Source organism: Nocardioides sp. cx-169 (genome assembly GCF_021083605.1).
GTDB lineage: Bacteria > Actinomycetota > Actinomycetes > Propionibacteriales > Nocardioidaceae > Nocardioides.
Map to the genome: position 1 here is coordinate 45260 of NZ_JAJNRO010000010.1, position 23430 is coordinate 68689.

At 71.5% G+C, this 23430-nt stretch carries 22 protein-coding genes and 1 other RNA gene; 11 read left to right on the forward strand and 12 right to left on the reverse strand.

Annotated elements, in window-relative coordinates:
* Window positions 1-82: 82 nt before the first annotated feature.
* Complete coding sequence (locus LRP67_RS15410; RefSeq protein WP_231271050.1) at window positions 83-889, reverse strand: MarR family transcriptional regulator; 807 nt, start codon at window positions 887-889, stop codon at window positions 83-85.
* A 414-nt stretch (window positions 890-1303) separates the two neighbouring features.
* An RNA gene (gene rnpB, locus LRP67_RS15415) (RNase P RNA component class A) lies at window positions 1304-1672 on the reverse strand.
* A gap of 94 nt (window positions 1673-1766) precedes the next feature.
* On the opposite strand from rnpB, the gene LRP67_RS15420 reads away from it, so the two are divergent.
* Window positions 1767-2207, forward strand: a complete 441-nt coding sequence (locus LRP67_RS15420; RefSeq protein ID WP_231271051.1) for a M48 family metallopeptidase — start codon at window positions 1767-1769, stop codon at window positions 2205-2207.
* 268 nt (window positions 2208-2475) lie between these two features.
* Here the strand turns inward: LRP67_RS15420 and LRP67_RS15425 are convergent, their stop codons facing one another.
* The 5 genes from LRP67_RS15425 to map form a co-directional block, all read right to left on the reverse strand.
* The gene (locus LRP67_RS15425) at window positions 2476-3141 is read right to left on the reverse strand and encodes a hypothetical protein (RefSeq protein WP_231271053.1); all 666 of its coding nucleotides are present in this window, start codon (window positions 3139-3141) and stop codon (window positions 2476-2478) included.
* A gap of 139 nt (window positions 3142-3280) precedes the next feature.
* Entirely contained in the window at window positions 3281-4120 is an 840-nt protein-coding gene (locus LRP67_RS15430; RefSeq protein ID WP_231271054.1) for a transglutaminase family protein, read from the reverse strand.
* On the reverse strand, window positions 4120-5043 hold the full coding sequence (locus tag LRP67_RS15435; protein WP_231271056.1) for an alpha-E domain-containing protein: 924 nt from the start codon (window positions 5041-5043) through the stop codon (window positions 4120-4122). Before LRP67_RS15435 ends, LRP67_RS15430 begins: the two co-directional genes overlap by 1 nt.
* Window positions 5037-6614, reverse strand: coding sequence for a circularly permuted type 2 ATP-grasp protein (locus tag LRP67_RS15440; RefSeq protein ID WP_231271058.1), 1578 nt, complete (start codon window positions 6612-6614; stop codon window positions 5037-5039). The genes LRP67_RS15435 and LRP67_RS15440 overlap by 7 nt, the downstream gene beginning before the upstream one ends.
* 63 nt (window positions 6615-6677) lie before the next feature.
* Window positions 6678-7547, reverse strand: coding sequence for a type I methionyl aminopeptidase (gene map, locus LRP67_RS15445; protein WP_231271059.1), 870 nt, complete (start codon window positions 7545-7547; stop codon window positions 6678-6680).
* A 25-nt stretch (window positions 7548-7572) separates the two neighbouring features.
* On the opposite strand from map, the gene LRP67_RS15450 reads away from it, so the two are divergent.
* Window positions 7573-7761: a hypothetical protein gene (locus LRP67_RS15450; protein ID WP_231271060.1), complete on the forward strand. Its 189-nt coding sequence runs from the start codon at window positions 7573-7575 to the stop codon at window positions 7759-7761.
* Window positions 7762-7769: 8 nt separating this feature from the next.
* Window positions 7770-8057 (forward strand): hypothetical protein, encoded by a 288-nt coding sequence (locus LRP67_RS15455; RefSeq protein WP_231271061.1) that lies wholly within the window; start codon window positions 7770-7772, stop codon window positions 8055-8057.
* Window positions 8058-8201: 144 nt separating this feature from the next.
* On the opposite strand, the gene LRP67_RS15460 is transcribed toward LRP67_RS15455, so the two are convergent.
* The 4 genes from LRP67_RS15460 to LRP67_RS15475 all read right to left on the reverse strand — a co-directional run bounded on the left by LRP67_RS15460 (window position 8202) and on the right by LRP67_RS15475 (window position 12065).
* Entirely contained in the window at window positions 8202-9362 is a 1161-nt protein-coding gene (locus LRP67_RS15460) for a sorbosone dehydrogenase family protein (RefSeq protein WP_231271062.1), read from the reverse strand.
* A gap of 51 nt (window positions 9363-9413) precedes the next feature.
* On the reverse strand, window positions 9414-10286 hold the full coding sequence (gene panB / locus LRP67_RS15465; RefSeq protein WP_269211658.1) for a 3-methyl-2-oxobutanoate hydroxymethyltransferase: 873 nt from the start codon (window positions 10284-10286) through the stop codon (window positions 9414-9416).
* Between the two features lie 136 nt (window positions 10287-10422).
* Window positions 10423-10884 (reverse strand): VOC family protein, encoded by a 462-nt coding sequence (locus LRP67_RS15470; protein ID WP_231271063.1) that lies wholly within the window; start codon window positions 10882-10884, stop codon window positions 10423-10425.
* A 332-nt stretch (window positions 10885-11216) separates the two neighbouring features.
* Window positions 11217-12065, reverse strand: a complete 849-nt coding sequence (locus LRP67_RS15475; RefSeq protein WP_231271064.1) for an HNH endonuclease signature motif containing protein — start codon at window positions 12063-12065, stop codon at window positions 11217-11219.
* A 304-nt stretch (window positions 12066-12369) separates the two neighbouring features.
* On the opposite strand from LRP67_RS15475, the gene LRP67_RS15480 reads away from it, so the two are divergent.
* From LRP67_RS15480 to LRP67_RS15515, 8 genes are all read left to right on the forward strand, one after another.
* Entirely contained in the window at window positions 12370-12630 is a 261-nt protein-coding gene (locus LRP67_RS15480; protein WP_231271065.1) for a hypothetical protein, read from the forward strand.
* Window positions 12631-12960: 330 nt separating this feature from the next.
* Window positions 12961-15000: an NAD(+) synthase gene (locus LRP67_RS15485; RefSeq protein ID WP_231271066.1), complete on the forward strand. Its 2040-nt coding sequence runs from the start codon at window positions 12961-12963 to the stop codon at window positions 14998-15000.
* Between the two features lie 45 nt (window positions 15001-15045).
* Window positions 15046-15435, forward strand: coding sequence for a hypothetical protein (locus LRP67_RS15490; protein ID WP_231271067.1), 390 nt, complete (start codon window positions 15046-15048; stop codon window positions 15433-15435).
* An 80-nt stretch (window positions 15436-15515) separates the two neighbouring features.
* Window positions 15516-16856, forward strand: coding sequence for a glutamine synthetase family protein (locus LRP67_RS15495; RefSeq protein ID WP_231271068.1), 1341 nt, complete (start codon window positions 15516-15518; stop codon window positions 16854-16856).
* 10 nt (window positions 16857-16866) lie between these two features.
* Entirely contained in the window at window positions 16867-17598 is a 732-nt protein-coding gene (locus LRP67_RS15500; protein WP_231271069.1) for a type 1 glutamine amidotransferase, read from the forward strand.
* Window positions 17595-20570 (forward strand): bifunctional [glutamine synthetase] adenylyltransferase/[glutamine synthetase]-adenylyl-L-tyrosine phosphorylase, encoded by a 2976-nt coding sequence (locus tag LRP67_RS15505; protein WP_231271070.1) that lies wholly within the window; start codon window positions 17595-17597, stop codon window positions 20568-20570. Before LRP67_RS15500 ends, LRP67_RS15505 begins: the two co-directional genes overlap by 4 nt.
* A 402-nt stretch (window positions 20571-20972) precedes the next feature.
* The gene (locus LRP67_RS15510) at window positions 20973-21593 is read left to right on the forward strand and encodes a TasA family protein (RefSeq protein WP_231271071.1); all 621 of its coding nucleotides are present in this window, start codon (window positions 20973-20975) and stop codon (window positions 21591-21593) included.
* Window positions 21594-21646: 53 nt separating this feature from the next.
* Window positions 21647-22333, forward strand: coding sequence for a signal peptidase I (locus LRP67_RS15515; protein ID WP_231271072.1), 687 nt, complete (start codon window positions 21647-21649; stop codon window positions 22331-22333).
* A gap of 356 nt (window positions 22334-22689) precedes the next feature.
* Here the strand turns inward: LRP67_RS15515 and LRP67_RS15520 are convergent, their stop codons facing one another.
* Window positions 22690-23418 (reverse strand): response regulator transcription factor, encoded by a 729-nt coding sequence (locus LRP67_RS15520; protein ID WP_231271073.1) that lies wholly within the window; start codon window positions 23416-23418, stop codon window positions 22690-22692.
* Window positions 23419-23430 lie beyond the last annotated feature (12 nt).

Sequence of the window (23430 nt, forward strand, 5' to 3'; positions counted from 1 at the left end):
GGAAGTGGTCGGGCAGGCCACCGGTGTATGACGGAGAGACCGTGTGGGCGCGGCACCGCCTGCACACATTCCAGCACGCGGCTCAGCCCCGGTCCTGAGCGGCGACCAGCCTCTCTGCGAGCGGTTTGAGGGCAGCGATCAGCTCGTCGAGCTCGCCTGGCTCAAGGACCTCGTACGGCACGACGGCGAGGTCGTCAGTCAACGCCTCGACACGGTCCTTGGCCTGCCGGCCGGCAGGGGTGAACGTCTCCTCGTCCTTGATGAGTCCGCGAGCTTTCATGCTCTCGATCAGGCCGGTCAACTGCGGAGTGGGGAGATGATGGATCCGGCCGAACTGCGTGGCCGGGATGCCCATGTCGAGGGCGAGCAGAACGTGGGCCTCGAGCCCGCCGATGCCTTCAGTCATGAGGGCTGCGATGTGTCCGTCGCCGCGGTGCTCGCGCAGCAGCGATGCGGCGTGGAACAGCCGGGCCAACGGCTCCTCCGGGAGGGGGAGCTTGCGCAGCGCGGCGTACATGGGACGGCCCTCGAGCGGGGCGCTGGTCGCTGCCTTGGTGAGCAGTCCGACCGCTCGCGGGAAGCTCGACGTCTCGAGGAGCTCGCCGAGGATCCGGCGCAGCGCGTTGACGCAGCCCTGCTGGCGGGCCGCGATCGCCGCCTCCGGTGTGGTCGTGCTCCAGACGCTGGGGATGTGGCGGGCTACCTCCCCGGAGGCGAAGTTGTAGAAGAGTGCGTGGATGACCTCAGCTGGCACAGAGCTGCCGAGCGGTGCCGCTCGGCCGGCGAAGTAGGTGTCCCAGTAGTTGGTGAAACCCAGGGCGACCATCGCCTCGTGGGGCTCGTCAGCCGAGTAGGGGATGACCCCGATCGGCTCGACGAGGTCAAACATCCTGCGAGCCAGCGAGCTCCTGTCGCTCAACGACGGTGCCCTGTGCCGGATGGCTTGGAGATGGCTTGCTCCATGGTGTGCTCCTTCGGTCCGAGATCGGGTTCCTTGTATCGACCAGGGAGGCGCAGTGCACTCATCGAATTGTCCCGATTCATTGTGGGTCACCTATGGACCCCTGGGCAGTGAGCCATGGGCATGGGTCCTTGGGCCAAAGGACCTTGATGCCGCGATGCCGCGATGCCTGTCGAGACCCCGGAACCGATCGGCCCCGGCACCACCAGTGGTGGTTTCGAGGCTCGCTTCGCTCGCACCTCGACCACCGAGCTCTGTCCCGATTCGGACGGACCATCTCGGTAGTTGAAGTCGCAAGGCTGGCGGTGCCGTGATCACGTTTCGGCAGGTGAGGCCATATTGCGAACGGGCCGGCCTGTAGGCCGGGTTCTGTCCTCGGCGGACCGAGGGGCGACCATCCATCTACGACTGCCGTTGCCGACAGCCTCCAGCGATCTACCCGTGCACTCGGGCGAGCAGCCCTCGGACGTGCACTGTCTGATCTTGCTCCAGGTGGGGTTTGCCTAGCCGGCCCGGTCGCCCGGGTCGCTGGTGGTCTCTTACTCCACCGTTTCACCCTTACCGACTCCCTCCCGAAGGAGAGGGCCGGCGGTCTGTTCTCTGTGGCACTTTCCCGCGGGTTGCCCCGGGTGGGTGTTACCCACCACCTCGCTCTACGGAGCCCGGACCTTCCTCGGGGAGTCTCCTCCACGCGGTCGCCCGGCCAGCCCGTTCGCAGGGACAGCCTAGGGCCTGAGGCCGTCCCGGCGCGCCCGGAGCCCGGTTCCGCGCGGAATGGGCGGTGCCGTGCGACTGTTGAGTGGTCATGAACGACGACAGCACCCTCCAGGCTCCTCCGGTGGTGTTCCCGGGGCAGCGGGGTCACGAGTCGGCCTACCGCACGGCGTACGACCTGCTGTCGCGACGCGCACCGCGTGAGGCGCTCGAGGTCCTGGAGCCGGCCCTGGAGGTCGAGCCGGACAACACCGGGCTGCGGCTGCTGCGCGCCTGGGCCTACCTGCTGCGCGCCCAGCTGCGCCAGGCCGAGCAGGAGCTGCTCGCGGTGGTCGAGCGCTACCCGGACGACGTGTGGGCGCGCCACGCGCTCGGGCGCAGCCTGGAGCGTCAGTCGCGCCTGTCCGAGGCCCTGCCGCACCTGCGGCTCGCCGCCGTGATGAGCGGCGACCCCGAGCACGAGCTCGCCGTCTTGCGCGTCGAGCGGATGCTCGCCGAGCGCGGCGATCTGTCGTGGGATGCGCTCGGCTGAGCCGTCGTACGGCGCCCCGCGTCACCGCCTCCTGACCACGCGTCCGCGGTGACGGTGGTCGGGGTGGCGGGGTCGGTGGGGTCCTGCGGCGACCAGTCCGCACCGGCCGGGCCGACGAGCCCGCCGAGGCCGGCCGTGCCCAGCACGCTCGCCAGGCCGGCGGCGAGGAGTCGGAGCCGAAGCCCGGGGCGACGGCTCCCTCGGCGATCGAGTGCAGTCAGCGTCATCGGCCCATCCTTCTGATTCGGTTCTCGGACGACCTTCGTGGTCACGACAGGGAGCCGGTGAGCACCACGGTGGGTGCCGCGCCTGTGTAGCTGGTGACGACCCGGACCTGCTTGCGCTCGCTCGCGGGGACGTTGAAGACGTAGACGCCGCGGGCCGTCGCTCCGGGCGCCAGAACCCCGCCGAACGGCGCCCCACCGGGCTGACGCACATCGACCGCCGGTGTGCGGGCCGAGCCGTACTCGAGGGTCACGACCATTCCCTCGATGTCGATCGGCTCGCTCGAGGCGTTGCGGAGGCGCATGGTCAGCCGTAGCGCCGGTGCGGAGATCTCACCGGGGCCGCTGGCTTCGCTGCGCACCGCCTCGGACTCGAGGACCGCCAGGGTCAGACCGGTGCCGAAGTCGGCGGTGGCCGACAGCGGGACGGCCGGCTGTGGGGTGACCTCCTCGTAGGGGACCGGGTCGAGGGAGCCCGAGGAGGGATCGGTGTCCGGCGCCGGGGACATGGGCGTGGAGGGGGCGGGAGCGGGCGCCTCCGACGAGGGGCCCCTGGACGAAGCCGACGAAGCCGACTCGCGGCGCTCCGGGGCGGAGGCCGAGTGCGGCCACAGCGTCCAGACGACTCCGACGACCAGCGCCAGCAGCGCGGTCAGCGCGGCTCCGAGCAGGACCCGCACGGGCCGTGGACCAGGACCGGTGGTGCGCATCGCGAGACTCCTCCGTGGACGACAGGACCGCGGGGCACGCGGTCGCCCACCCAGGGCACGTCTCGACTCGGCCCCGCGCTGGCGGTTCTCGCCCCATATCCCCACGATTGGGGACGGCCGGCGCGAGACCACCGGCCCGTCACGCCAGGCGGGTCAGGGACACCTCGACGGTCATGCGCGAGGTCTGCGCGCCGGAGTAGATGCCGCTGAGCGGCTTGACGTCGCGGTAGTCGCGTCCGGTGGCGACGACGACGTACCGATCGCCGGGCGTGGTGTCGTTGGTCGGGTCGAAGGCGTGCCAGCCGTCGTCCCACCACTCCACCCAGGCGTGCGACTCGCCGGTGACGTGGTCGCCGACGACGGGCTCGTCGATCGGGTGGAAGTAGCCCGACACGTAGCGCGCCGGGATGCCGACCGAGCGCAGCCCGCCGATGACCAGGTGCACCATGTCCTGGCAGACGCCGGCACGCTGCTGCCAGGCGGTCGCCGCGTGGGTCTGTACGTCGGTCGCGCCCGGCAGGTACTCCACCTCGTCGTGCACCATCGCGCACAGGTCGCGCGCGGCGTCGCCGGGCAGCTCGTGGTCGGCGGCGATCTGCTTGGCCCGCTGGGCGAAGTCGGCAGGCGGCTCGACGATGTCGGGCAGCGTGAGGTACTCGGTCCAGCGATCGGCGACCTCCCGCGCCCCGAGCGCGGCCCACGAGAGGGTGGGGGGTCGCGAGACCGGCCGCTGGGTCTGCACCGTCGAGGTCGCGGTGACGGTCATCGCGTCGTGCGGGTCGACCACCTCGAAGGAGGTGACCAGCGTGCCGAAGTAGTCGCGGTACTGGTAGGTCCACGGGCTCGGGGACACCTCGAGCCGGGTGTGGAGCACGATCTGCTCCGGCGTGGTCAGCGGCGTGAGGCGGGCCTGGTTGTAGGAGGCGACCGCCTTGCCGTCGTACTCGAAGGCGGTGGTGTGCGCGATCCGGATCTGCATCAGACGACTCCCTGCCAGGTCAGTGCCTCGGCGCCGGCGAAGTAGCGACGGGTGACGGCCTCGGTGGCGAGCGCGCACGCGCGCTGGAGCCGCTCCATCTCGGTGGGCAGGTCGTGCAGCACGTCGGAGAGGGAGCGGTACTCCAGCTCCGCGCGCATGCGGCCGAGCAGCCGCTGCGCCTCGTTCTGGAAGCCGGCGCGCGGGCCGGCGGACTCCAGGTTGTCCAGGCACTGCTCGGCCCGGTTGAGCGAGAACACCACCGAGCGCGGGAACAGCCGGTCCAGCAGCAGGAACTCCGCGGCCCCGCGATCGGTCTCCATGCCTCGGTAGGTCCGCAGGAACGCCTCGTAGGCCCCGCAGGCCCGCAGCGTCGACGCCCACGGGGCCCCGTGCGAGAGCGAGGCTGTGGCGATCAACCGCGACGTCATGTCGGCGCGCTCGACGCAGCGCCCGAGCATCAGGAAGTGCCAGCCCTCGTCGCGGGTCATCGTGGCGTCGGCGGTGCCGTTGATCAGCGCCGCCCGCTCGCGCACCCACTGGAAGATGCCGGGCGGGCGCAGGGCGTGGAACTGGCCGCTGGGGATCGCCCGGTACGTCGTGTTGATGGCCTCCCACATCGGCACCGAGAGGGTCTCGCGCGCCCGGCGCGCGCTCTCGCGGGCCGCGGCCAGCGCGGAGGCGATCGAGACGGGGGAGGAGGGGCTGTAGGCCAGCTGGTCCAGGACCAGGGTCACCCCGACGGCGCTGGTGGGCTCGTCCTCGACGCCCATGATCGAGAGCAGCCCGCGGCAGGTGGCGTCCTCGTCGAGGGAGTTGTCCTCCAGCAGCAGCTGGGTCTGCACGTCGAGGATGCGGGCGGTGTCCTCCGCGCGCTCGACGTAGCGCCCGATCCAGAACATCGACTCCGCGATCCGGCTCAGCATGACGCCTTCCGTCCCTGCTGCTGCTGCTCGGCCTGGTTCTTGAGGTCCACCATCGCCGGACCCTCGTCGGAGGGGGTCGAGGGTGGCGGGCTCGGTGGTCTGGCCTCGTCGACGGCCGGAGCCGGCGGCGCGGGGGCCTTGGGTCCGGCCAGCACCCAGGTGTCCTTGGAGCCACCGCCGCGCGAGGAGTTGACGATCAGCTCGCCCTCCGCCAGCGCCACCCGGGTCAGGCCGCCCGGGAGCACCCAGACGCGGTGGCCGTCGTTGACGGCGAACGGGCGCAGGTCCACGTGGCGCGGCCCCAGCTTGCCGTCGACGAACGTCGGCACCGTCGAGAGCTGGACCACCGGCTGCGCGATCCAGGAGCGCGGGTCCTCCAGCACCTTGGCGCGCAGCTCGTCGAGCTCCGCGCGGGTCGCGGCCGGCCCGATCACGATGCCCTTGCCGCCGGAGCCGTCGACGGGTTTGCAGACGAGCTCGTCGAGCCGGTCGAGCACCTCCTCGCGGGCCTCGGCGTCCCCCAGGCGCCAGGTGTCGACGTTCTTGAGCACCGGCTCCTCGCCGAGGTAGTAGCGGATCAGGTCCGGCAGGTAGGTGTAGACCAGCTTGTCGTCGGCCACGCCGTTGCCGACGGCGTTGGCCAGCGTGACGTTGCCGGCACGAGCGGCGTCGATCATGCCCGGGCAGCCGAGCATCGAGTCGGCGCGGAAGTGCACCGGGTCCAGGAACTCGTCGTCGACCCGGCGGTAGATCACGTGCACCGGCTCCGGGCCCTTGGTGGTCCGCATCATCACCCGGCCGCGCTGGCACTCCAGGTCGCGACCCTCGACGAGCTCGACACCCATGGTCCGCGCCAGCAGCGCGTGCTCGAAGTAGGCGCCGTTGTAGACGCCGGGCGTCAGGACGACGACGGTCGGGTCGGTGACGCCGGCGGGAGCGGCGGCGCGCAGCGCGGCCAGCAGCCGCTGCGGGTACGCCGCGACCGGCCGGATGCGGTGCTCCGCGATCGTCTCGGGCAGCGCGGCGGAGATCGCGCGACGGTTGGTCATCACGTACGAGACCCCCGAGGGGACCCGCACGTTGTCCTCGAGCACGCGGAACTCACCCTCGTTGTCGCGGATCAGGTCGATGCCGGAGACGTGCACGCGCACGCCGTTGGCGGGGCGTACGCCGGCCGCCTCGCGGTGGTAGTGCGACGACGTGGCGATGACCTGGCGCGGGATGACGCCGTCGTCGAAGACCTGCCCGGCGTCGTAGACGTCGGCGAGGAACGCCTCCAGGCAGCGCACCCGCTGCTGCACGCCGCTCTCGATGGTGGTCCAGGTGTCCATCTCGATCACGCGCGGCAGGATGTCGAGCGGGAAGGCCCGCTCCTCCCCACCGATGTCGAAGGTGACGCCCTGGTCGAGGTAGCTGGCCTGCAGCGCCTCGACGCGCGCGACCAGGTCCGGCGTGGACATGGTCTGCAGCGACTCGCGCAGCCGGAGGTACGGCGGACGGAGGGCGTCGCCGTCGAACATCTCGTCGTACGCCGGCCCGCCCGAGCCGTATCCCTGGAACATCGCGTTCATGGGCTCAACCTACAAAGCCCATGTGTCGCTGGGATGTCGCGGCGCGCGGCTTGCCGCCATCGGTCAGGAGAGGGTCAGCACCTCGGCGCCGGTCGGCGTCACCAGCAGCGTGTGCTCGAACTGCGCCGAGGGGCGCCGGTCGCGGGTGACGACCGTCCATCCGTCGTCCCACATCTCCCACTCGTGGGTGCCGAGATTGAGCATCGGCTCGATCGTGAACGTCATCCCGACCTCGATCACCTCGTCGTAGGCGTCGGTGTCGAAGTGGGGGACCACCAGCCCGCTGTGGAAGGCGGTGCCGATGCCGTGGCCGGTGAACTCGCGGACCACCCCGTAGCCGTGGCGCCGGGCGAAGCACTCGATCACCCGGCCGATGACGTTGATCCGCCGTCCCGGCCGCACCGCCCGGATGCCCCGATCGAGGGCCTCGCGGGTCCGCTCCACCAGGAGCCTGGTCTCCTCGGCGACGTCGCCGGCGAGGAAGGTCGCGTTGGTGTCACCGTGGACGCCGTCGAGGTAGGCGGTGACGTCGATGTTGACGATGTCGCCGTCCGCCACCCGCCGGTCGTCGGGGATCCCGTGGCAGACGACCTCGTTGACGCTCGAGCACAGCGACTTGGGGAAGCCCCGGTAGCCCAGCGTCGAGGGGTAGGCCCCGTGGTCGCACAGGAACTCGTGGCCGATCCGGTCCAGCTCGTCGGTGGTGACGCCGGGCTCCACGTGGGCGCCCACGAGGTCGCGGGCCTGGGCGGCGAGCCGGCCGGCCGCGCGCATCCGCTCGATGGTGCCGGCGTCCTTGACCTCCGAGCCGGTGAAGGCGGCGGGTGCCGGCCGGTCGACGTACTCGGGTCGCGCGATGTGCGCCGGCACCGGCCGGCGCGGCGAGACCGCGCCCGGCGCGACACCGACGCGGGCGAGGTCGGAGGAGGTCACGGGCGACGAGTGTAGTTTCAGCCGCATGAGCGAGTTCTGGTACTGCCTCAAGCACGGCCGCGTCGAGGGTGAGGACGGCTGTCCCAACAAGGACCGCCTCGGTCCCTACGAGACCGAGACCGACGCCTCGCGGGCGCTGGACAAGGCCGCCGAGCGCACCGAGCAGTGGGACAACGACCCGGACTGGAACGACGACCGCAAGGTCGAGGACTGACGATCCGGGTGTTCACCCGTCGCCGACGCTCGACCCCGCCGCGGGCCGTGTCTCCGTGGCCGTTCGTCGGGATGGGCCTCATGGCCGCGTCGTTCTTCCTGTACGCCGCCAGCGGGATGCTCGCGCCGCCCTGGGGTGTCGCCGTGCTGCTGCTCGTGTGGCTGGTGCTCCTGCTGGTCTGCTGTGCGTGGTGGACGCCGCACCCGCAGCGCCTGCCGTGGGTGGGGCTGCTCTCGGTGGTGCTCTGGTTCGCCGCGCTCAACGCCGGGGGCGCGCTCCTCGGCTGGTCCGGGTAGCGCCCGGGGCCGCGAGCGCAGGGGGTCTCGACGCGGGCTCGCTGGCGCTCGCCCGGCTCGACCAACGAGTCCTTCGGTGGTCGCCGCGAGAGCGGCGGGCTGGCCTCGGTGGTCGAGCCGTGAGCGCAGCGAGCGTGTCGAGACCTACGACGCCGGACGGACGCGCAGGACGGCGCCCTTCCCGCGGTCGGCGTCGGTGGTGATGAGCAGGTCGCCGTTGGGGGCGACGGTGACCGAGCGCAGCCGGCCGAAGCGGGTGAGGGCGGCGGGGACGCGCTTGCGGACGAGCTTGCCCGTCGCGTCAAAGGTCAGGAACAGCACGCGCGAGGCCTTGAGCGCGGCCACCGCGAGGGCGCCGTTGAGCGCCCCCCACTTCTCGCCGTACACGAACGCGGCGCCGGAGGTGGCCACCGTCGGACTGCCAGAGCGCCACTTCGCGGCGATCTGTTGACCCGGCAGACCCTGGTCGGTCATGGGCACCGACTCGTTGTAGCCGGGGACCGGGTGCCAGCCGTAGTCGCCGCCGTTGACGAGCTTGTTGACCTCGTCGTCGCGGGTGGAGCCGTGCTCGACCGACCACAGGCTGCCGTCGCGGCGCTGGGCGAGGCCCTGGACGTTGCGGTGGCCGAAGGTGTGGACGAAGCGGCGGCGGGTGTCGGCGCCGACGAACGGGTTCGTCGGCCAGGGCTTGCCCGAGAAGCGGTTGACGCGCAGAGTCTTGCCCCCGAGGGAGTCGAGGTTGCGCGGGTGGGTGCCGACCGCGGCGTCGCCGGTGCCGATCAGCATCGAGCCGTCCTCGGTGATCAGCAGCCGGCACCCGCCGTGGCGGCCGGTCGACGTCGGGAAGCCGCCGATGAGCTTGCGCACGAACCGCGCCCGCGTCAGCTGCTTGTTCAGCGTCCAGACGTTGACCCGCACGTCGTGGCCGCCGCCCTTGAGGAAGCCCCCGGAGCAGGTGTAGAAGCGCCGGTTCTTGGCGAAGCCCGGGTCGACCTCGAGGGAGGACAGACCGGTCTCGTTCGAGCGCCAGACCTGGCGCGAGGGGAACCGCACGACCCGCTTGCCGCCCTTGCCCGTGACGATGATGCGGGCAGTGTTGCGCTCGCTGATGAGGAGCTCACCGCCGGGCAGGACCTTCACGTCCCAGGGCTTGCTGAGGCCGACCACGCGCTTGGTCACGACGAGGCGGGGCACTGCGCGGCGCTCGGACGCGGCGCTCCCGGTGTCATCGGGCGCGGGCGCGGCCACGGCGGGAGCACCCGCGAGCAGCAGGCTGAGCAGGATTCCGAGAGTGGTCAGGCGCATGGGCAGAAGGTAACCGGTCGGCGACGCCGGGTCATTGGCAAGTCTCGCCCATCAGAACGTGTGCTCGGGCCCGGGGAAGGTGCCCGCCTTGACGTCGGCGTCGTACGCGCGCGCCGCCTCGAGCATGACGCCGTGCAGGTCGGCGTACTGCTTCACGAACTTCGCCATGCGGCCGGTGCGCAGGCCGAACGCGTCCTGCCAGACGAGGACCTGGGCGTCGCAGTCGGCGCCGGCGCCGATGCCGATCGTCGGGATCGACAGCTCCTTGGTGACCTGGCCGGCGACGTCACCGGGCACCATCTCCATGACGACCGCGAAGGCCCCGGCCTCCTGCACGGCGAGCGCGTCGGCGAGCACGCGGGAGCCGGTGTCGCCGCGGCCCTGGACGCGGTAGCCGCCGAGGGCGTGCTCGGACTGGGGGGTGAAGCCGATGTGGGCCATCACCGGGACGCCGCCCCGGGTGAGCCGCTCGATCTGCGGCACCATCTCGACGCCGCCCTCGAGCTTGACCGCGTGGGCGCCGCCCTCCTTCATGAACCGGACGGCGGTCAGGTAGGCCTGCTCGGGCGAGGCCTGGTAGCTGCCGAAGGGGAGATCGCCCACCACGAGCGCCCGGTGAACCGACCGGGTCACGGCGCGGGTCAGGGGGATCATCTCGTCGACCGTGACCGGGAGCGAGGTCTCGTTGCCGTAGACGTTGTTGCTCGCGGAGTCGCCGACGAGAAGCACCTCGATGCCGGCCTCGTCGAAGGTCTGGGCGGCGTACTGCTCGTAGGCGGTCAGCATCGAGAACCGCTCACCGCGCTCCTTGAGCTCGCGCAGGTGATGGGTGCGCACCCGCTTGATCGCGGTGGCCGCCTGAGCGCCGGGCTGGGTCGGGCCGCTGCCGTAGGGCGCGGGCTCCTCCGGGGTGGGAGTGCTCATCGTCGAGCTCCAATCGCGTCATCTGCGGTGGTTCCTGAGGAGGTTGCGCAGCAACCGTCTCGAAGGGCTCCCTGATGGAGTCCACGGACCGTGCCAGGCTAGCCCGGGCTAGCGGTCGGGCGCGCTGTGTCACCGGTCACCCGACAGCGTTCGCCGCCGCCTCGAGGTCGGCGACCACGATCCTCTGCATGCCCAGCATGGCCTCCGACGCCGCCTGGGCACGGGCGGGGCTCGGGTCGGACAGCAGCTCGAACAACCGGGTCGGCACGATCTGCCAGGACAGCCCGAACCGGTCCTTGAGCCACCCGCACATCGACTCCTCGCCGCCGTCGCACAGCGAGTCCCAGTAGTGGTCGACCTCGGCCTGGTCGCGGCAGGTCACGCTGAACGACACCGCCTCGGTGAAGTGCGCGTGCATCGGCCCGCCGTTGATCCCGCGGAACGTCAGGCCGTCCAGGTCGAACTCGCCCGCCATCACGTCCCCGTTGGGCAGGCGGGCGAGGTGTCCCACCGAGGCGTTGGGGAAGATCCCCGTGTAGAACGTCGCGGCCTCCTCCAGGTTGTCGTCGAACCACAGACAGGGCGAGATGGTGGTCATGGCGGTCTCCTTCGGGTAGGTGCGGTGACGGTGGAGACCGGTCCGATCGGCGGGACTCATCGGCGGGACTCAACGGCCGGACTCAACGGCGGCGACTACCTGAGGCACTCGCCGACCAGCGCGGCGGCGTAGGCGAGATCAAGGAGTCGCTCGCTCGACGACAGCCGGACGACGTCGACGCCTGCTACGCCGTGAAGGACCCGGTCTGCGACCTGGTGATGGAGGCGGCCGAGCTCTGGGCGTCGGACGTCCGCTGGTCGCCGTGGCGCCGTAGCGCCTGAGCGCTTGGCCGGGCATGCCCGTGGCCCCGCCGGTGGCGGGGTGGGGGGCGGTCAGGGTCTCTGGCTGCTTGGTGGTGGGAGGGGTTCGGTGCCGGTGTGGTCGCGGCGGTAGGTGTGGCCGTGGGGTGAGTGCCAGACATAGGTGCCGCGGTCCACCACGTCGTAGGTCCAGCGGCCGTGGGTCTTCAAGCGATGGTGCCCTCGGCACAGGGGTGCGGAGTTGCACGAGCAGGTCGGTCCACCGCGTTGGTAGGGGGTGACGTGGTCGTGGTCGCACCGCTCGGCCGCTCTGGTGCACCAGGGGAACACGCAGTGGTGGTCGATGAGGTCGTCCTGCTCGACCAGCCGGTGGGGGTGCTCGTAGCCGGCGACGTGGAGGTGCTCGGCGAGGTCTCTGACGGGTTTGAGGTTGATGACGGTGTCGGGTGCGCCGCACCACTCGCGGATGGTCTCGAGGAGCACCGGTTTGCGCCCGGCTCGTCCGACGGTGGCGTGGGGGTCTCCGAACACGCCGGCCTGGTGGATGTGCAGGTCGATGACCCGGGTGATCTTGATGCCCTCGGTGGTTGAGGAAGGACGAAGTCCTGTCTCGAAACCACCCTCACGCTCCTGGGCGTCCTGGGCGTCCTGGTCGAAGGGCAGCGTGTCCTGGCCGCGGGCGAGGTCACCGGCGGCCTGGGCGCGTCGTACGTCCAACGACTCGGTGGACCCGGCGGCCTTCCGGTGCGCGGCGAGGCGGTTGATCGCGGTGTCGAGGTCGAGGGCGTCTTGGGCGTCCAGGGTCCCGGACACGTCGATGGTGCCTTCGAGGGACAGGTGGTCGGTGTGGATGTCGAGCTTGCGTCCGTCGGCGGCCTGGCGGCGTAGCTTCTCGGCCTGCTCGGGGTCGAACCTGGCCATCGCGGTGGTGATCTGGCGTTCGACCTCGGCGTAGGAGACCTTGTGCAGTAGCCGACCTGTTGGTCCACGAACGCGGCACCCGCCATCGGCAGGCACATGGTGTGCTCGGCGATCCAGCGGGCCTTCCAGAACCCGAGCTGACCGGCCTCGACGCGGGCCCAGATCCTGGGGAGGCGGTATCGGATCTCGAGGGCGGCGCGACGTAGCGCTTGGCGGAGTCGGTGGACATCCCCAAGGCGGCGCCGAGCTCCATCACCGCGAACTCCGACACCCAGGGGGCGCCGGGTCCCGCGAGCGGGATGCCGTGGTCGCCGAACGCGGCGTCGTCTTCGTCGTGGGTCTCATGCAGCGAGCACCAGTCATGGACGAGGTGGACGCGGCCGAGCTCGGCCTCGATCGCGGCCTGGGTGTGCGCGCGGACACCGTCGAGCAGCTGCCTGCTCTGGTCGGGTCCGGTGCTGGTCATGGGATTACTCAAGCACCCGCCACCGACAGTCGAGGCGCCGAGAATGCCCTTATCCACAAGGGGTCTCGGAACTTTCGCGTCTCGGTGGTCGAGGTGTGAAGGCGTGCACCGCCTGAGCCTCGAGACCCCCGCCACCCGACCGTCGTACCCCACGCTGGTTGTCGGCTCACCAGGTCTCGAGGCTCGTCGCTGGCGCTCCTCGCACCTCGACCACCGAGAAGGACGCGCCCCCGTTCGGTGGTCGAGGTGCGAAGGCGTGCAACGCCTGAGCCTCGAGACCCCCGCGACCCGATCGCCGCACCCCCGGGCTGCTTGTCGACTCACCGGGTCTCGAGGCTCGTCGCTGGCGCTCCTCACACCTCGACCACCGAGAGGGGGGCGTGGCACCTCGACCGGCGGGGGGTGGCGTGGATCCCTAGACTCGCGGGCGTGGACTTCTACTCGGCGTACGCACATGGCTTCGCGCGGGTGGCGGCGTGCACGCTGCCCGTGGCGATCGTGGACCCCGCCACGAATGCGCGGCGGGTGCTGGAGCAGGCGCGGCTGTGCCACGACGAGGGCGTGGCGGTGGCGCTGTTCCCCGAGCTGGGGCTGACGGGGTACTCCGTCGACGACCTCTTCCTGCAGGACACGCTGCTCGAGGCGACCGAGGCGGCGATCGCCACGATCGTCGAGGAGTCGCGCGACCTGCTGCCGGTGATCGTGGTGGGGGCTCCGCTGGTGCACGGATCGCGGGTCATGAACTGCGCCGTCGTCATCCACCGCGGTCGGGTCCTGGGGGTCGCACCGAAGAGCTACCTGCCGACGTACCGGGAGTTCTACGAGCGCCGCTGGTTCGCGCCGGGCGACGACACCCGCGGCTCCACGACCCTGCTCAACGGGGAGAGGGTGCCGTTCGGGCCGGACCTGATCTTCTCCGCGACCGACGTGCGCGGGCTCGAGCTGCACGTCGAGATCTGCGAGGACCTGTGGGTCCCGGTGCCGCCGAGTGCCGAGGCCGCGCTGGCCGGGGCGACCGTCCTCGCCAACCTCTCGGGCAGCCCGATCACCGTGGCGCGCGCCGAGGACCGTCGGTTGCTCGTGCGCAGCCAGAGCTCGCGGTGCTCCGCGGCCTATCTCTACGCCGCCGCGGGGCAGGGGGAGTCGACGACCGACCTGTCCTGGGACGGGCAGACGATGATCTACGAGTGCGGCGACCTGCTCGCCGAGAGCGAGCGCTTCCCCGACGAGGCACGGCGCTCGGTCGCCGACGTCGACCTGGACCGGATCCGCCAGGAGCGGATGCGGCAGGGCACCGTCGACGACAACCGGCGCACGCTGGCCGGTCGCGTCGCGGAGTTCCGCCGGATCACCTTCGAGCTCCAGCCGCCGGCCGGCGACCTCGGGCTGCGGCGCAAGGTCGACCGCTTCCCGTTCGTGCCCGACGACCCGGCCCGGCTGGCACTGGACTGCTACGAGGCCTACAACATCCAGGTGTCCGGCCTGGAGCAGCGGGTCCAGGCGATCGGGGACACCAGGCCGGTCATCGGCGTGAGCGGCGGGCTGGACTCGACGCACGCCCTCATCGTCATCGCCCGCGCGATGGACCGCCTCGGGCGCCCCCGCAGCGACATCCAGGCGATCACGATGCCGGGCTTCGCGACCGGCGACGTCACGAAGTCCTACGCCACCCGCCTGGCCAAGAGCCTCGGCGTGACGTTCGAGGAGCTCGACATCCGCCCGGCCGCGCGGCAGATGCTGGCCGACATCGACCACCCCTTCGCCGAGGGCGAGCCCGTCTACGACGTGACGTTCGAGAACGTCCAGGCCGGCCTGCGCTACGACTACCTCTTCCGCATCGCCAACCACCGCAAGGGGATCGTGGTCGGCACCGGCGACCTGTCCGAGCTGGCGCTCGGCTGGTGCACCTACGGCGTCGGCGACCAGATGTCGCACTACAACGTCAACGCCGGCGTGCCCAAGACCCTCGTGCAGCACCTGATCCGCTGGGTGGCCGACTCGGGGCAGTTCGACGAGGAGACCAACGAGCTGCTGCGCGGCATCCTGGAGCAGGAGATCACCCCCGAGCTGGTGCCGACCGAGGAGGGCAAGAAGCCCCAGGCCACCGAGGACACCGTCGGTCCCTACTCGCTGCAGGACTTCACGCTCTTCCACACGATCCGCTACGGCCAGCGGCCGAGCAAGATCGCCTTCCTGGCGTGGCACGCCTGGCGAGACGCCGCGGAGGGGGAGTGGCCCCCCGGCTTCCCCGAGGAGCGCCGGGTCGCCTACGACCTGGCCACGGTCAAGCACTGGCTGGTGGTCTTCACCAAGCGGTTCTTCATGAGCCAGTTCAAGCGCTCGGCCCTGCCCAACGGCCCCAAGGTCAGCGCGGGGGGCACCATGTCACCTCGTGGCGACTGGCGGATGCCGTCGGACGCCAAGCCCGACAGCTGGCTTGCCGAGATCGAGCGCAACATCCCCGAGTGATCTTGGTCACCCATGTCATCATGACAAGGCGACGGAGGTGACGGCATGACTCGGACGGTCCTGATCGCGATCGGCGTGGTCGTCGTGGTGGCGGCGGTGGTGATCGGCGGCTGGCTGATCCTGCGCGACGACGCGGGTCGCGACGGCACCACTCGCGAGCGCGGCGACTGCGGTCCGGTCTCCTACGAGCTGACCGTGGAGAGGGACGACGGCCAGCTCGAAGTCTCCTACGAGCTGACGAGCGAGTCCCCCGACGAGACGTGGCGGATCGTCGTGGAGCAGGGGGACACTGTCCTGCTCGAGGGCGAGCGACGTACCGACTCCGACGCCGAGCTCGACGTGGAGGTCGCCGGGGACGAGGACGGCAGTGACACCTTCATCGTGACGGCCACGCCGGCCAGCGGTGAGGTCTGCGTCGCGAGACTGACCCGCTGACACACCGGGTCGTGCGGGGCGGCGTCCGCGTGGGCACCACCTGGCCACCGGCCGGGTGCGGTTGGCCCTAGGCTGGCCACATGGGCAAGCAAGAGGACTTCGTACTCCGCGCTCTCGAGGAACGTGACGTCCGCTTCGTGCGGCTGTGGTTCACCGACGTGTTGGGCTCACTGAAGTCGGTCGCGATCGCGCCGGCCGAGCTCGAGGGCGCCTTCTCCGAGGGGATCGGCTTCGACGGGTCCTCGATCGAGGGCTTCGCGCGCGTCTACGAGTCCGACATGCTCGCCAAGCCGGACCCCTCGACCTTCCAGATCCTGCCGTGGCGCGAGGGCGACGGTCCGTCGACCGCGCGGATGTTCTGCGACATCGTGATGCCCGACGGCGCCCCGTCGTACGCCGACCCGCGCAACGTGCTCAAGCGCACGCTGAGCAAGGCCGCCGACAAGGGGTTCACGTTCTACACCCACCCCGAGATCGAGTTCTACCTGTTCAAGGACAGCCCGGTGCCCGGCGCCGAGCCGGTGCCGGTCGACCGCAGCGGCTACTTCGACCACACCGCCCAGTCGCGTGGCGCCGACTTCCGCCGCGAGGCGATCAGCATGCTCGAGTCGATGGGCATCTCCGTGGAGTTCAGCCACCACGAGCACGGCCCGGGCCAGCAGGAGATCGACCTGCGCTACGCCGACGCGCTCACCACGGCCGACAACGTGATGACCTTCCGCACCGTCATCCGTGAGGTCGCCCTGAGCCAGGGCGTGTGGGCGACGTTCATGCCCAAGCCGTTCACGACCCACCCCGGCTCCGGCATGCACACCCACGTCTCGCTCTTCGAGGGCGACGAGAACGCCTTCTACGAGCCCGGAGCGGAGTACCAGCTCTCCAGGACCGGCCGCCAGTTCATCGCCGGCATCCTCACCCACGCGCGCGAGATCAGCGTCGTCACCAACCAGTGGGTCAACAGCTACAAGCGGATGATGTTCGGCAGCGAGGCTCCGTCCTACATCTGCTGGGGCCACAACAATCGCTCCGCGATGATCCGGGTGCCGATGTACAAGCCCCTCAAGGGCCAGTCGACGCGGATCGAGCTGCGGACCCTCGACGCCGCCTGCAACCCCTACCTGGCCTACGCCGTCGTGCTCGCGGCCGGGATGAAGGGGATCGAGGAGGGCTACGAGCTGCCGCGCGAGGCCGAGGACGACGTCTGGTCGCTGACGGAGCGTGAGCGCACCAGCCTCGGCATCGAGCCGCTGCCCACGAGCCTGCAGAACGCCATCGCGATCGCCGAGGACTCCGAGCTGCTGGCGGAGACGCTGGGGGAGCAGGTCTTCGACTTCTTCCTGCGCAACAAGCGCGCCGAGTGGGACGAGTACCGCGGCCAGGTCTCCACCTTCGAGCGCGACCAGATGCTGCCGGTGATCTGACCGGGTCGTCATGCCGTCGGTTCTGATCGTCCAGCACGACGACGAGTGCCCACCCGCGCTCGTCGGCGACTGGCTGCTCGAGGCCGGCTGCACCTTGGAGGTCGCGCGGCCCTACGCCGGTGAGCCCATGCCCGATCCGGCCGGGTACGACGCGCTGCTGGTGCTCGGCGGGCCGCAGTCCGCGGAGGACGACTCGGTTCCGTGGTTCGCTCCGCTCAAGCAGCGGCTGCGCGAGGCCCGGGCGACGGGCCTGCCGACCCTGGGGATCTGTCTGGGCCACCAGCTCGTGGCCTCCGCCCTGGGCGGCCGGGTCGAGCGCAACCCCCGAGGGCAGCAGCTGGGCCTGCTGGAGGTCGGCTGGACCCGCGAGGCGGCCGCCGACGAGCTCACGGCGACCCTCGCGTCGTGGCGCCGGGGAGTGCATTGGAACGACGACGTGGTCACCCGGCTGCCCGACGGTGCCACCGTCCTGGCGGAGACCTCCGCCGGGGAGCTCCAGGCGGCGCGGTTCGGCCCCCGCATGTGGGGCCTCCAGCTGCACCCCGAGGTCGACGAGCAGACCCTGCGCCCGTGGGCCGAGGACGACCGCGACGCCCACGTCCTGCGCGGCGTGGACCAGGAGGCGCTGCTGTCCGCCGTCGGGGCCGCCGCCGGCGAGCTCACGCAGGCCTGGCGTCCGCTGGCCTTCGCGTGGGCCGAGATCCTTGCTCCCGGGTCGTCCCCTCGGTCCGGTGGCGCGTGATCCGCGCGAGCACGACCAAGGGCAGCCTGCTGCGGCTCGGGTTCATCGACACCGACGCCGCGCTGGCTCACCTTGGCGAGCTCGGTGGCGCGGCGGACCCGCTGCTGGCGCTGATTGGCCGCACGGCCGACCCCGACATCGCGCTGCACGAGCTGGTCAGGCTGCACGAGAGCGTCGACGACCCCGACCAGCTGCTCGAGGCGCTCGTCGACGACGAGGGCACCGCGATGCGGCTCCTGTCGGTGCTCGGTGCCAGCACCGCGCTGGCCGACCACCTGGTGCGCCACCCGGAGCAGTGGCGCGAGCTCACCGATCCACTCCTGGGGTCCACCCGCCCGCCGGCGTTCGCCGTACGGGAGCAGCTGCTGGCGGCCGTCGGGGCCGACCCGAGCGACGAGCAGCCCACGGCCACGCTGCCCGAGGGGGACGGGGTCGACGCCCTGCGCGTGGAGTACCGCCGGGTGCTCCTGCGTCTCGCAGCGCGCGACCTGGCCCACGCCGTCGGCATCGACGACACGGCCGCCGAGCTGTCCGACCTGGCCGCGGGCACGCTCGAGGCGGCGCTGGCGATCGCGCGGCAGCGCGTGGGGGAGGCCAGCGCGCTGGCCCGGCTGGGCGTGATCGCCATGGGCAAGCTGGGCGGCCACGAGCTCAACTACGTCTCCGACGTGGACGTCATCTTCGTCTACGAGCCGGTCGACGGTGCCGACGAGCAGGCCGCGCTGCGCGCCGCCACCCAGCTGGCCAGCCAGCTGATCCGGGTCTGCTCCGACCACACCGGTGAGGGGACGATCTGGCCGGTGGACGCCGCCCTGCGGCCGGAGGGCAAGGCCGGGCCGCTGGTGCGGACCCTGGCGAGCCACCGGGGGTACTACGAGCGGTGGGCCAAGACCTGGGAGTTCCAGGCGCTGCTCAAGGCCCGTCCGGTCGCCGGCGACCTGGCCCTGGGCCGGGAGTACGTCGAGATGGTCTCGCCGATGGTCTGGCGTGCCGCCGAGCGGGAGGGCTTCGTCGCCGACGCGCAGGCGATGCGGCGCCGGGTCGTCGAGCACATCCCGGCCCGCGAGGCCGACCGCCAGCTCAAGCTCGGCTCCGGCGGGCTGCGCGACGTGGAGTTCGCGGTCCAGCTGCTGCAGCTCGTGCACGGCCGCATGGACGAGGAGATCCGGCGGCCGACGACGCTCAGCGCCCTGGCCCGGCTCACCGAGCGTGGCTACGTCGGGCGCGAGGACGGGGAGGCGCTGCACGAGGCGTACGCGTTCCTGCGGACCCTCGAGCACCGCATCCAGCTCTTCCAGCTGCGGCGCATCCACGTCGTACCGTCCGACGAGCGCTCGCTGCGGCGGCTCGGGCGCAGCATGGGCTTCCTCAAGGAGCCGGTCCAGTCGCTCGACCGCGCGTGGGAGCACCACCGCCGCGAGGTGCGTCGCCTGCACGAGAAGCTGTTCTACCGCCCGCTGCTCACCGCGGTCGCCAGCATCCCGGGTCCCGAGGCGCGGCTGTCCTCCGAGGCGGCCGGGGCGCGCCTCGCGGCGCTGGGCTACGACGACCCGAAGGCGGCCCTGCGAAACCTGGAGGCGCTCACCAGCGGGGTGTCGCGGACGGCCACCATCCAGCGGGCGCTGCTGCCGGCGATGCTGGACTGGTTCGCCGAGGGACCCGACCCGGACGCCGGCCTGTTCGGCTTCCGGCGGCTCAGCGAGGCCCTCGGCCGCACCCCGTGGTATCTCAAGACGCTGCGTGACGAGGGGCAGGTGGCTGAGCGGCTCGCGCACCTGCTGTCCTCGTCGCGCTACGTGGCGAGCCTGCTGGAGCGCGAGCCCCTCGGCGTGCAGATGCTGGGGGAGGACCTGAGCCCGCGGGCGGCGGACCCGGTCGCGCAGGAGATGCTGGCCGCCGCGGGGCGCCACGAGGACCTGGAGAAGGCGGTGCGTGCCATCCGCGCCGTACGCCGCCGAGAGCTCTACCGGATCGCGGCCGGCGACGCGCTGGGCCTCACCGACGTCGCCGACGTGGGGCAGGGACTCTCGCGGCTGACCGACGCCACGCTCGAGGCGACGCTGCACGTCGCCGCCCGCACCGTGCGCGAGCAGCGCGGGCTCGAGGAGACCCCCACTCGGATCGCGATCATCGCCATGGGCCGCTACGGCGGCTTCGAGCTCTCCTACTCCAGCGACGCCGACGTCCTGTTCGTGCACGAGCCGGTGCCGGGCGTCGACCTGCAGCAGGCGACGTCGTACGCGCAGGCAGTCGCCCACGAGATCCGCCGCCTCCTCGCGCTGCCCGGCGGCGACCCGCCGCTGCAGGTGGACGCGGACCTGCGCCCGGAGGGCAAGCAGGGAGCGCTGGTGCGCACGCTGGACTCCTACGCGGCCTACTACGCGAAGTGGTCGAAGGTGTGGGAGGCGCAGGCACTTCTGCGCGCCGACGCGGTCGTGGGCGACGCCGACGTGCGCCGGCGCTTCACCGAGCTCATCGACCCGCTGCGGTTCCCCGCCGAGGGCATCTCGGAGGACGACGTCGTCGAGGTGCGCCGGATCAAGGCCCGCATCGACCACGAGCGGCTTCCGCGCGGTGCCGACCCGAAGCTGCACCTCAAGCTCGGCCGCGGCGGACTCGCCGACATCGAGTGGACCGTCCAGCTGCTGCAGATGCAGCACGCGGGCCGGGTCCCCGGGCTGCGTACGCCGCAGACGCTCGGCGCGCTCGCGGGGGCGCGCGAGGCCGGGCTGATCTCCGAGGAGGACGCCACCGTGCTCACCGAGGGCTGGCGCACGGTGAGCCGGGTGCGCAACGCCGTCACGCTCGTCCGCGGCAAGCCGGGAGAGGAGCTGCCCCGCGACCCGCGACAGCGGGCGGCCGTGGCGCGGGTGCTCGGCTACCCGGCCGGGGCGACGGACGAGATGGTCAACGACTACCTGCGCCGCATGCGCCGCGCCAGCGGGGTGGTCGAGCGGGTCTTCTGGACCTGAGCTAGGCGTGGGCTTCTGAGCGCGACCTGTGAGAGAATCGGGTCAGAGCCAGGACGCGGCCGACTGCCCCCCAGGGGTCGCGTCCTGGTTCGCTTGCGTGTGGGCCCCGCGCGAACGGCGCGCCCGCCGCCGACGCCGGTGAGGCAGTCCGCCCCCGGGATGCGGACTGGCGAGAGAGGCCGAGCTCGGCGTGACGGAAGGGCGCGCGCGGTGGTGATGCCCGGGCCCGACCCGCCCAAACCCCACGCGTCCTGTGGCGTGGCTCACGAACGGGGCAGGGGGTCTTGCGGGTTGCTTGAGGAAACCTGAGGAGTTCGCCATCGGGTGCCTTGATCTGGCCCCGGCAGAGTTCTGGTCATCAGGGAAACCCCCTCACGAACCCAGAACCCCAAGGAGCACCTCATGTTCACTCCCGCCCTCCACGCCACCTCCGCCAAGGTCCTCGCCTCCGTCGTCCTCGTCGCCGGCGCCGCTTCCGTCGCCGGTATGGGCACCTTCGGTGGCTTCACCGACACGACCACGGCCAACCAGTCGGTCGCCACCGGCAAGGTCGAGCTCGACCTCACCCAGCACAGTGCCCTCGGCACCACCGTCGCCGCCAACGAGCTGGTCCCCGGCGACACCGTCCAGCGCGCCGTCGTCCTGAACCGCTCCAGCGACACCGAGACCTTCGGCTCGGTCAAGCTCACCACCAGCGCCGGCACCGCCAACAAGCTCAGCAGCGACCAGGCCACCGGCCTGCAGCTCGCGGTCGACCTGTGCGCCAGCGGCTGGGTCAAGGCGGCCGCCAGCAACGAGCTCACCTGCGCCGGCACCGTCAGCAGCGTCGTCGCCGCTCGCCCCGTGGTCGGCGCCAACCTCGACCTCGGCGCGGCCACTACGGCTCTCAACGCTGCGGGTCGGGCCGCGAACCTGCGGATCTCGCTGTCGCTGCCCACCGCGGCGGACAACACCTTCCAGGGCCTGAGCAACACGATCACCTTCACCTTCGACGCGACCCAGCGGGCCGCTGCCCACAAGTGACCGGCCCCACCACTGACCGAGCCTGAACGAGACTGACCGAGAAGGGGCAGACCATGAGCAACGTCATCGCCGCCGGCGGACGCCACCGCGCGGTCCCGACCACCCGGTCAGCCGTCACTCCGGTCACCCGCCCGGCCCCCTCGCCCCCGTCCTCGGCCCTGTCAGCGGACGGGCCGGGGGCGGGCAGCCAACCCCCGCGGCGGCCGGGCCTGCTGCGCCGGCTGGTGAGCCTGCTGCTTAGCCTGCTGATGGTCGTCAGCATGGTCGCGTTCCTGTTCCTGGCCATCGGGCCGCACGTGCTCGGCTACCGCACGTCGACGATGCTCACCGGCTCCATGGAGCCCGACATCTCGCCGGGTGACGTCGTGGTGACCGCGCCCCGCCCCGCCGCGGACATCAAGGTCGGCGACGTGATCTCCTACCAGATCCCGATCGAGGACCACCGCGTCGAGACCCACCGCATCACCGAGGTCGACCGCGCCGCCGACGGCACCATCTCCATTCGCACCAAGGGCGATGCCAACCCGAACGTCGACCCCTGGACCGCCGTCCTGGAGGAGGACACGGTCTGGGAGGTCCAGGCGGTGGTGCCCGAGGTCGGCCATGTCATCCGCGCCATGCGGTCACCGGTCGTCCACCATGTCGTGAAGTGGGTCGCCGTCGGGGGACTGATCCTCCTCGGCCTGACCAGCATCTGGGGCCGCAGCAACGACGACGAGGACGAGACGGTCGACGCATGAGCGTCTTCCACCCGAGCGCGCTCAACCGGCTGGCGGTGGACGTGGCGGACCGTCCCTTCATGGAGCGGTTCGCGCACACCTACCGCCGGCTCCTGCCCCAGCGCGTGGGTCGGCTGGTGGCCACGATCGCCGAGGGAGACCTCGACGGGGCGCACGACGCGGCCTTGAGCCTGCGCGTCTCCTCCGGCATCGTCGGGGCGCACGAGCTGTTCGACCTGGCCTCCCACGTCGCCGGCCGGCTCCGCACCGGCGACCTGTTCGGCGCCGGGGCCCGCGCCCGGCTCATCCCGGCTGTCGCCGACCGCACCGACCTCGCACTGTCGTCGTACCTGGGCGGGTCCGTGACGACGTCGCGGCTACAGCGTGTCCATGCGGTAGCCGACGCCGCGGACGGTGCGGACCAGCGAGGCGGCCTCGCCGAGCTTGCGCCGCAGGTTGCCGACATGGACCTCCACGAGGTGGGTGTCGGTTGCCCAGTCGGTGCCCCAGACTGAGCGCAGCAGGGCCTCGCGGGTCCAGACCCGGGCCGGTGTCCGCATCAGCTCGGTGAGCAGGTCGAACTCGGTGCGGGTCAGCGGCAGCTCGGCCTCGCCGTGGAAGGCACGACGGCCGTCGACGTCGACTCGGAGGGGACCGTGGCCGAGCACCTCGTTGTCCGGGCCGGCCAGCGCCTGGCCGGAGGGCTCGGGAGTCGCGGTCGCACGCCGGGGCCGGCGGAAGAGAGCGTTGACCCGCGCCTGGAGCTCGCGCGGACTGAACGGCTTGGACAGGAAGTCGTCGGCTCCCGTCTCGAGCCCGATCAGTCGGTCGATCTCCTCGTCGCGGGCGGTGATCATGACGATGTACACGTCGCTGGTCTCGCGGATGCGGCGACAGGTCTCGATGCCGTCGATGCCGGGCAGGCCGAGGTCCAGCGTGACCAGGTCGGGGTCGAAGGTACGCGCGGCCTCGACACCGTCGAGGCCGGTGGCGACGGACCTCACCTCGAAGCCCTGGCTGGTCAAGGTGAACTCGATCAACGATCGGATGTCCTCGTCGTCCTCGACCACGACTGCCCTGCGTTCGGCCCCCCGAGCGTCATTCATGGGCGGGACTAT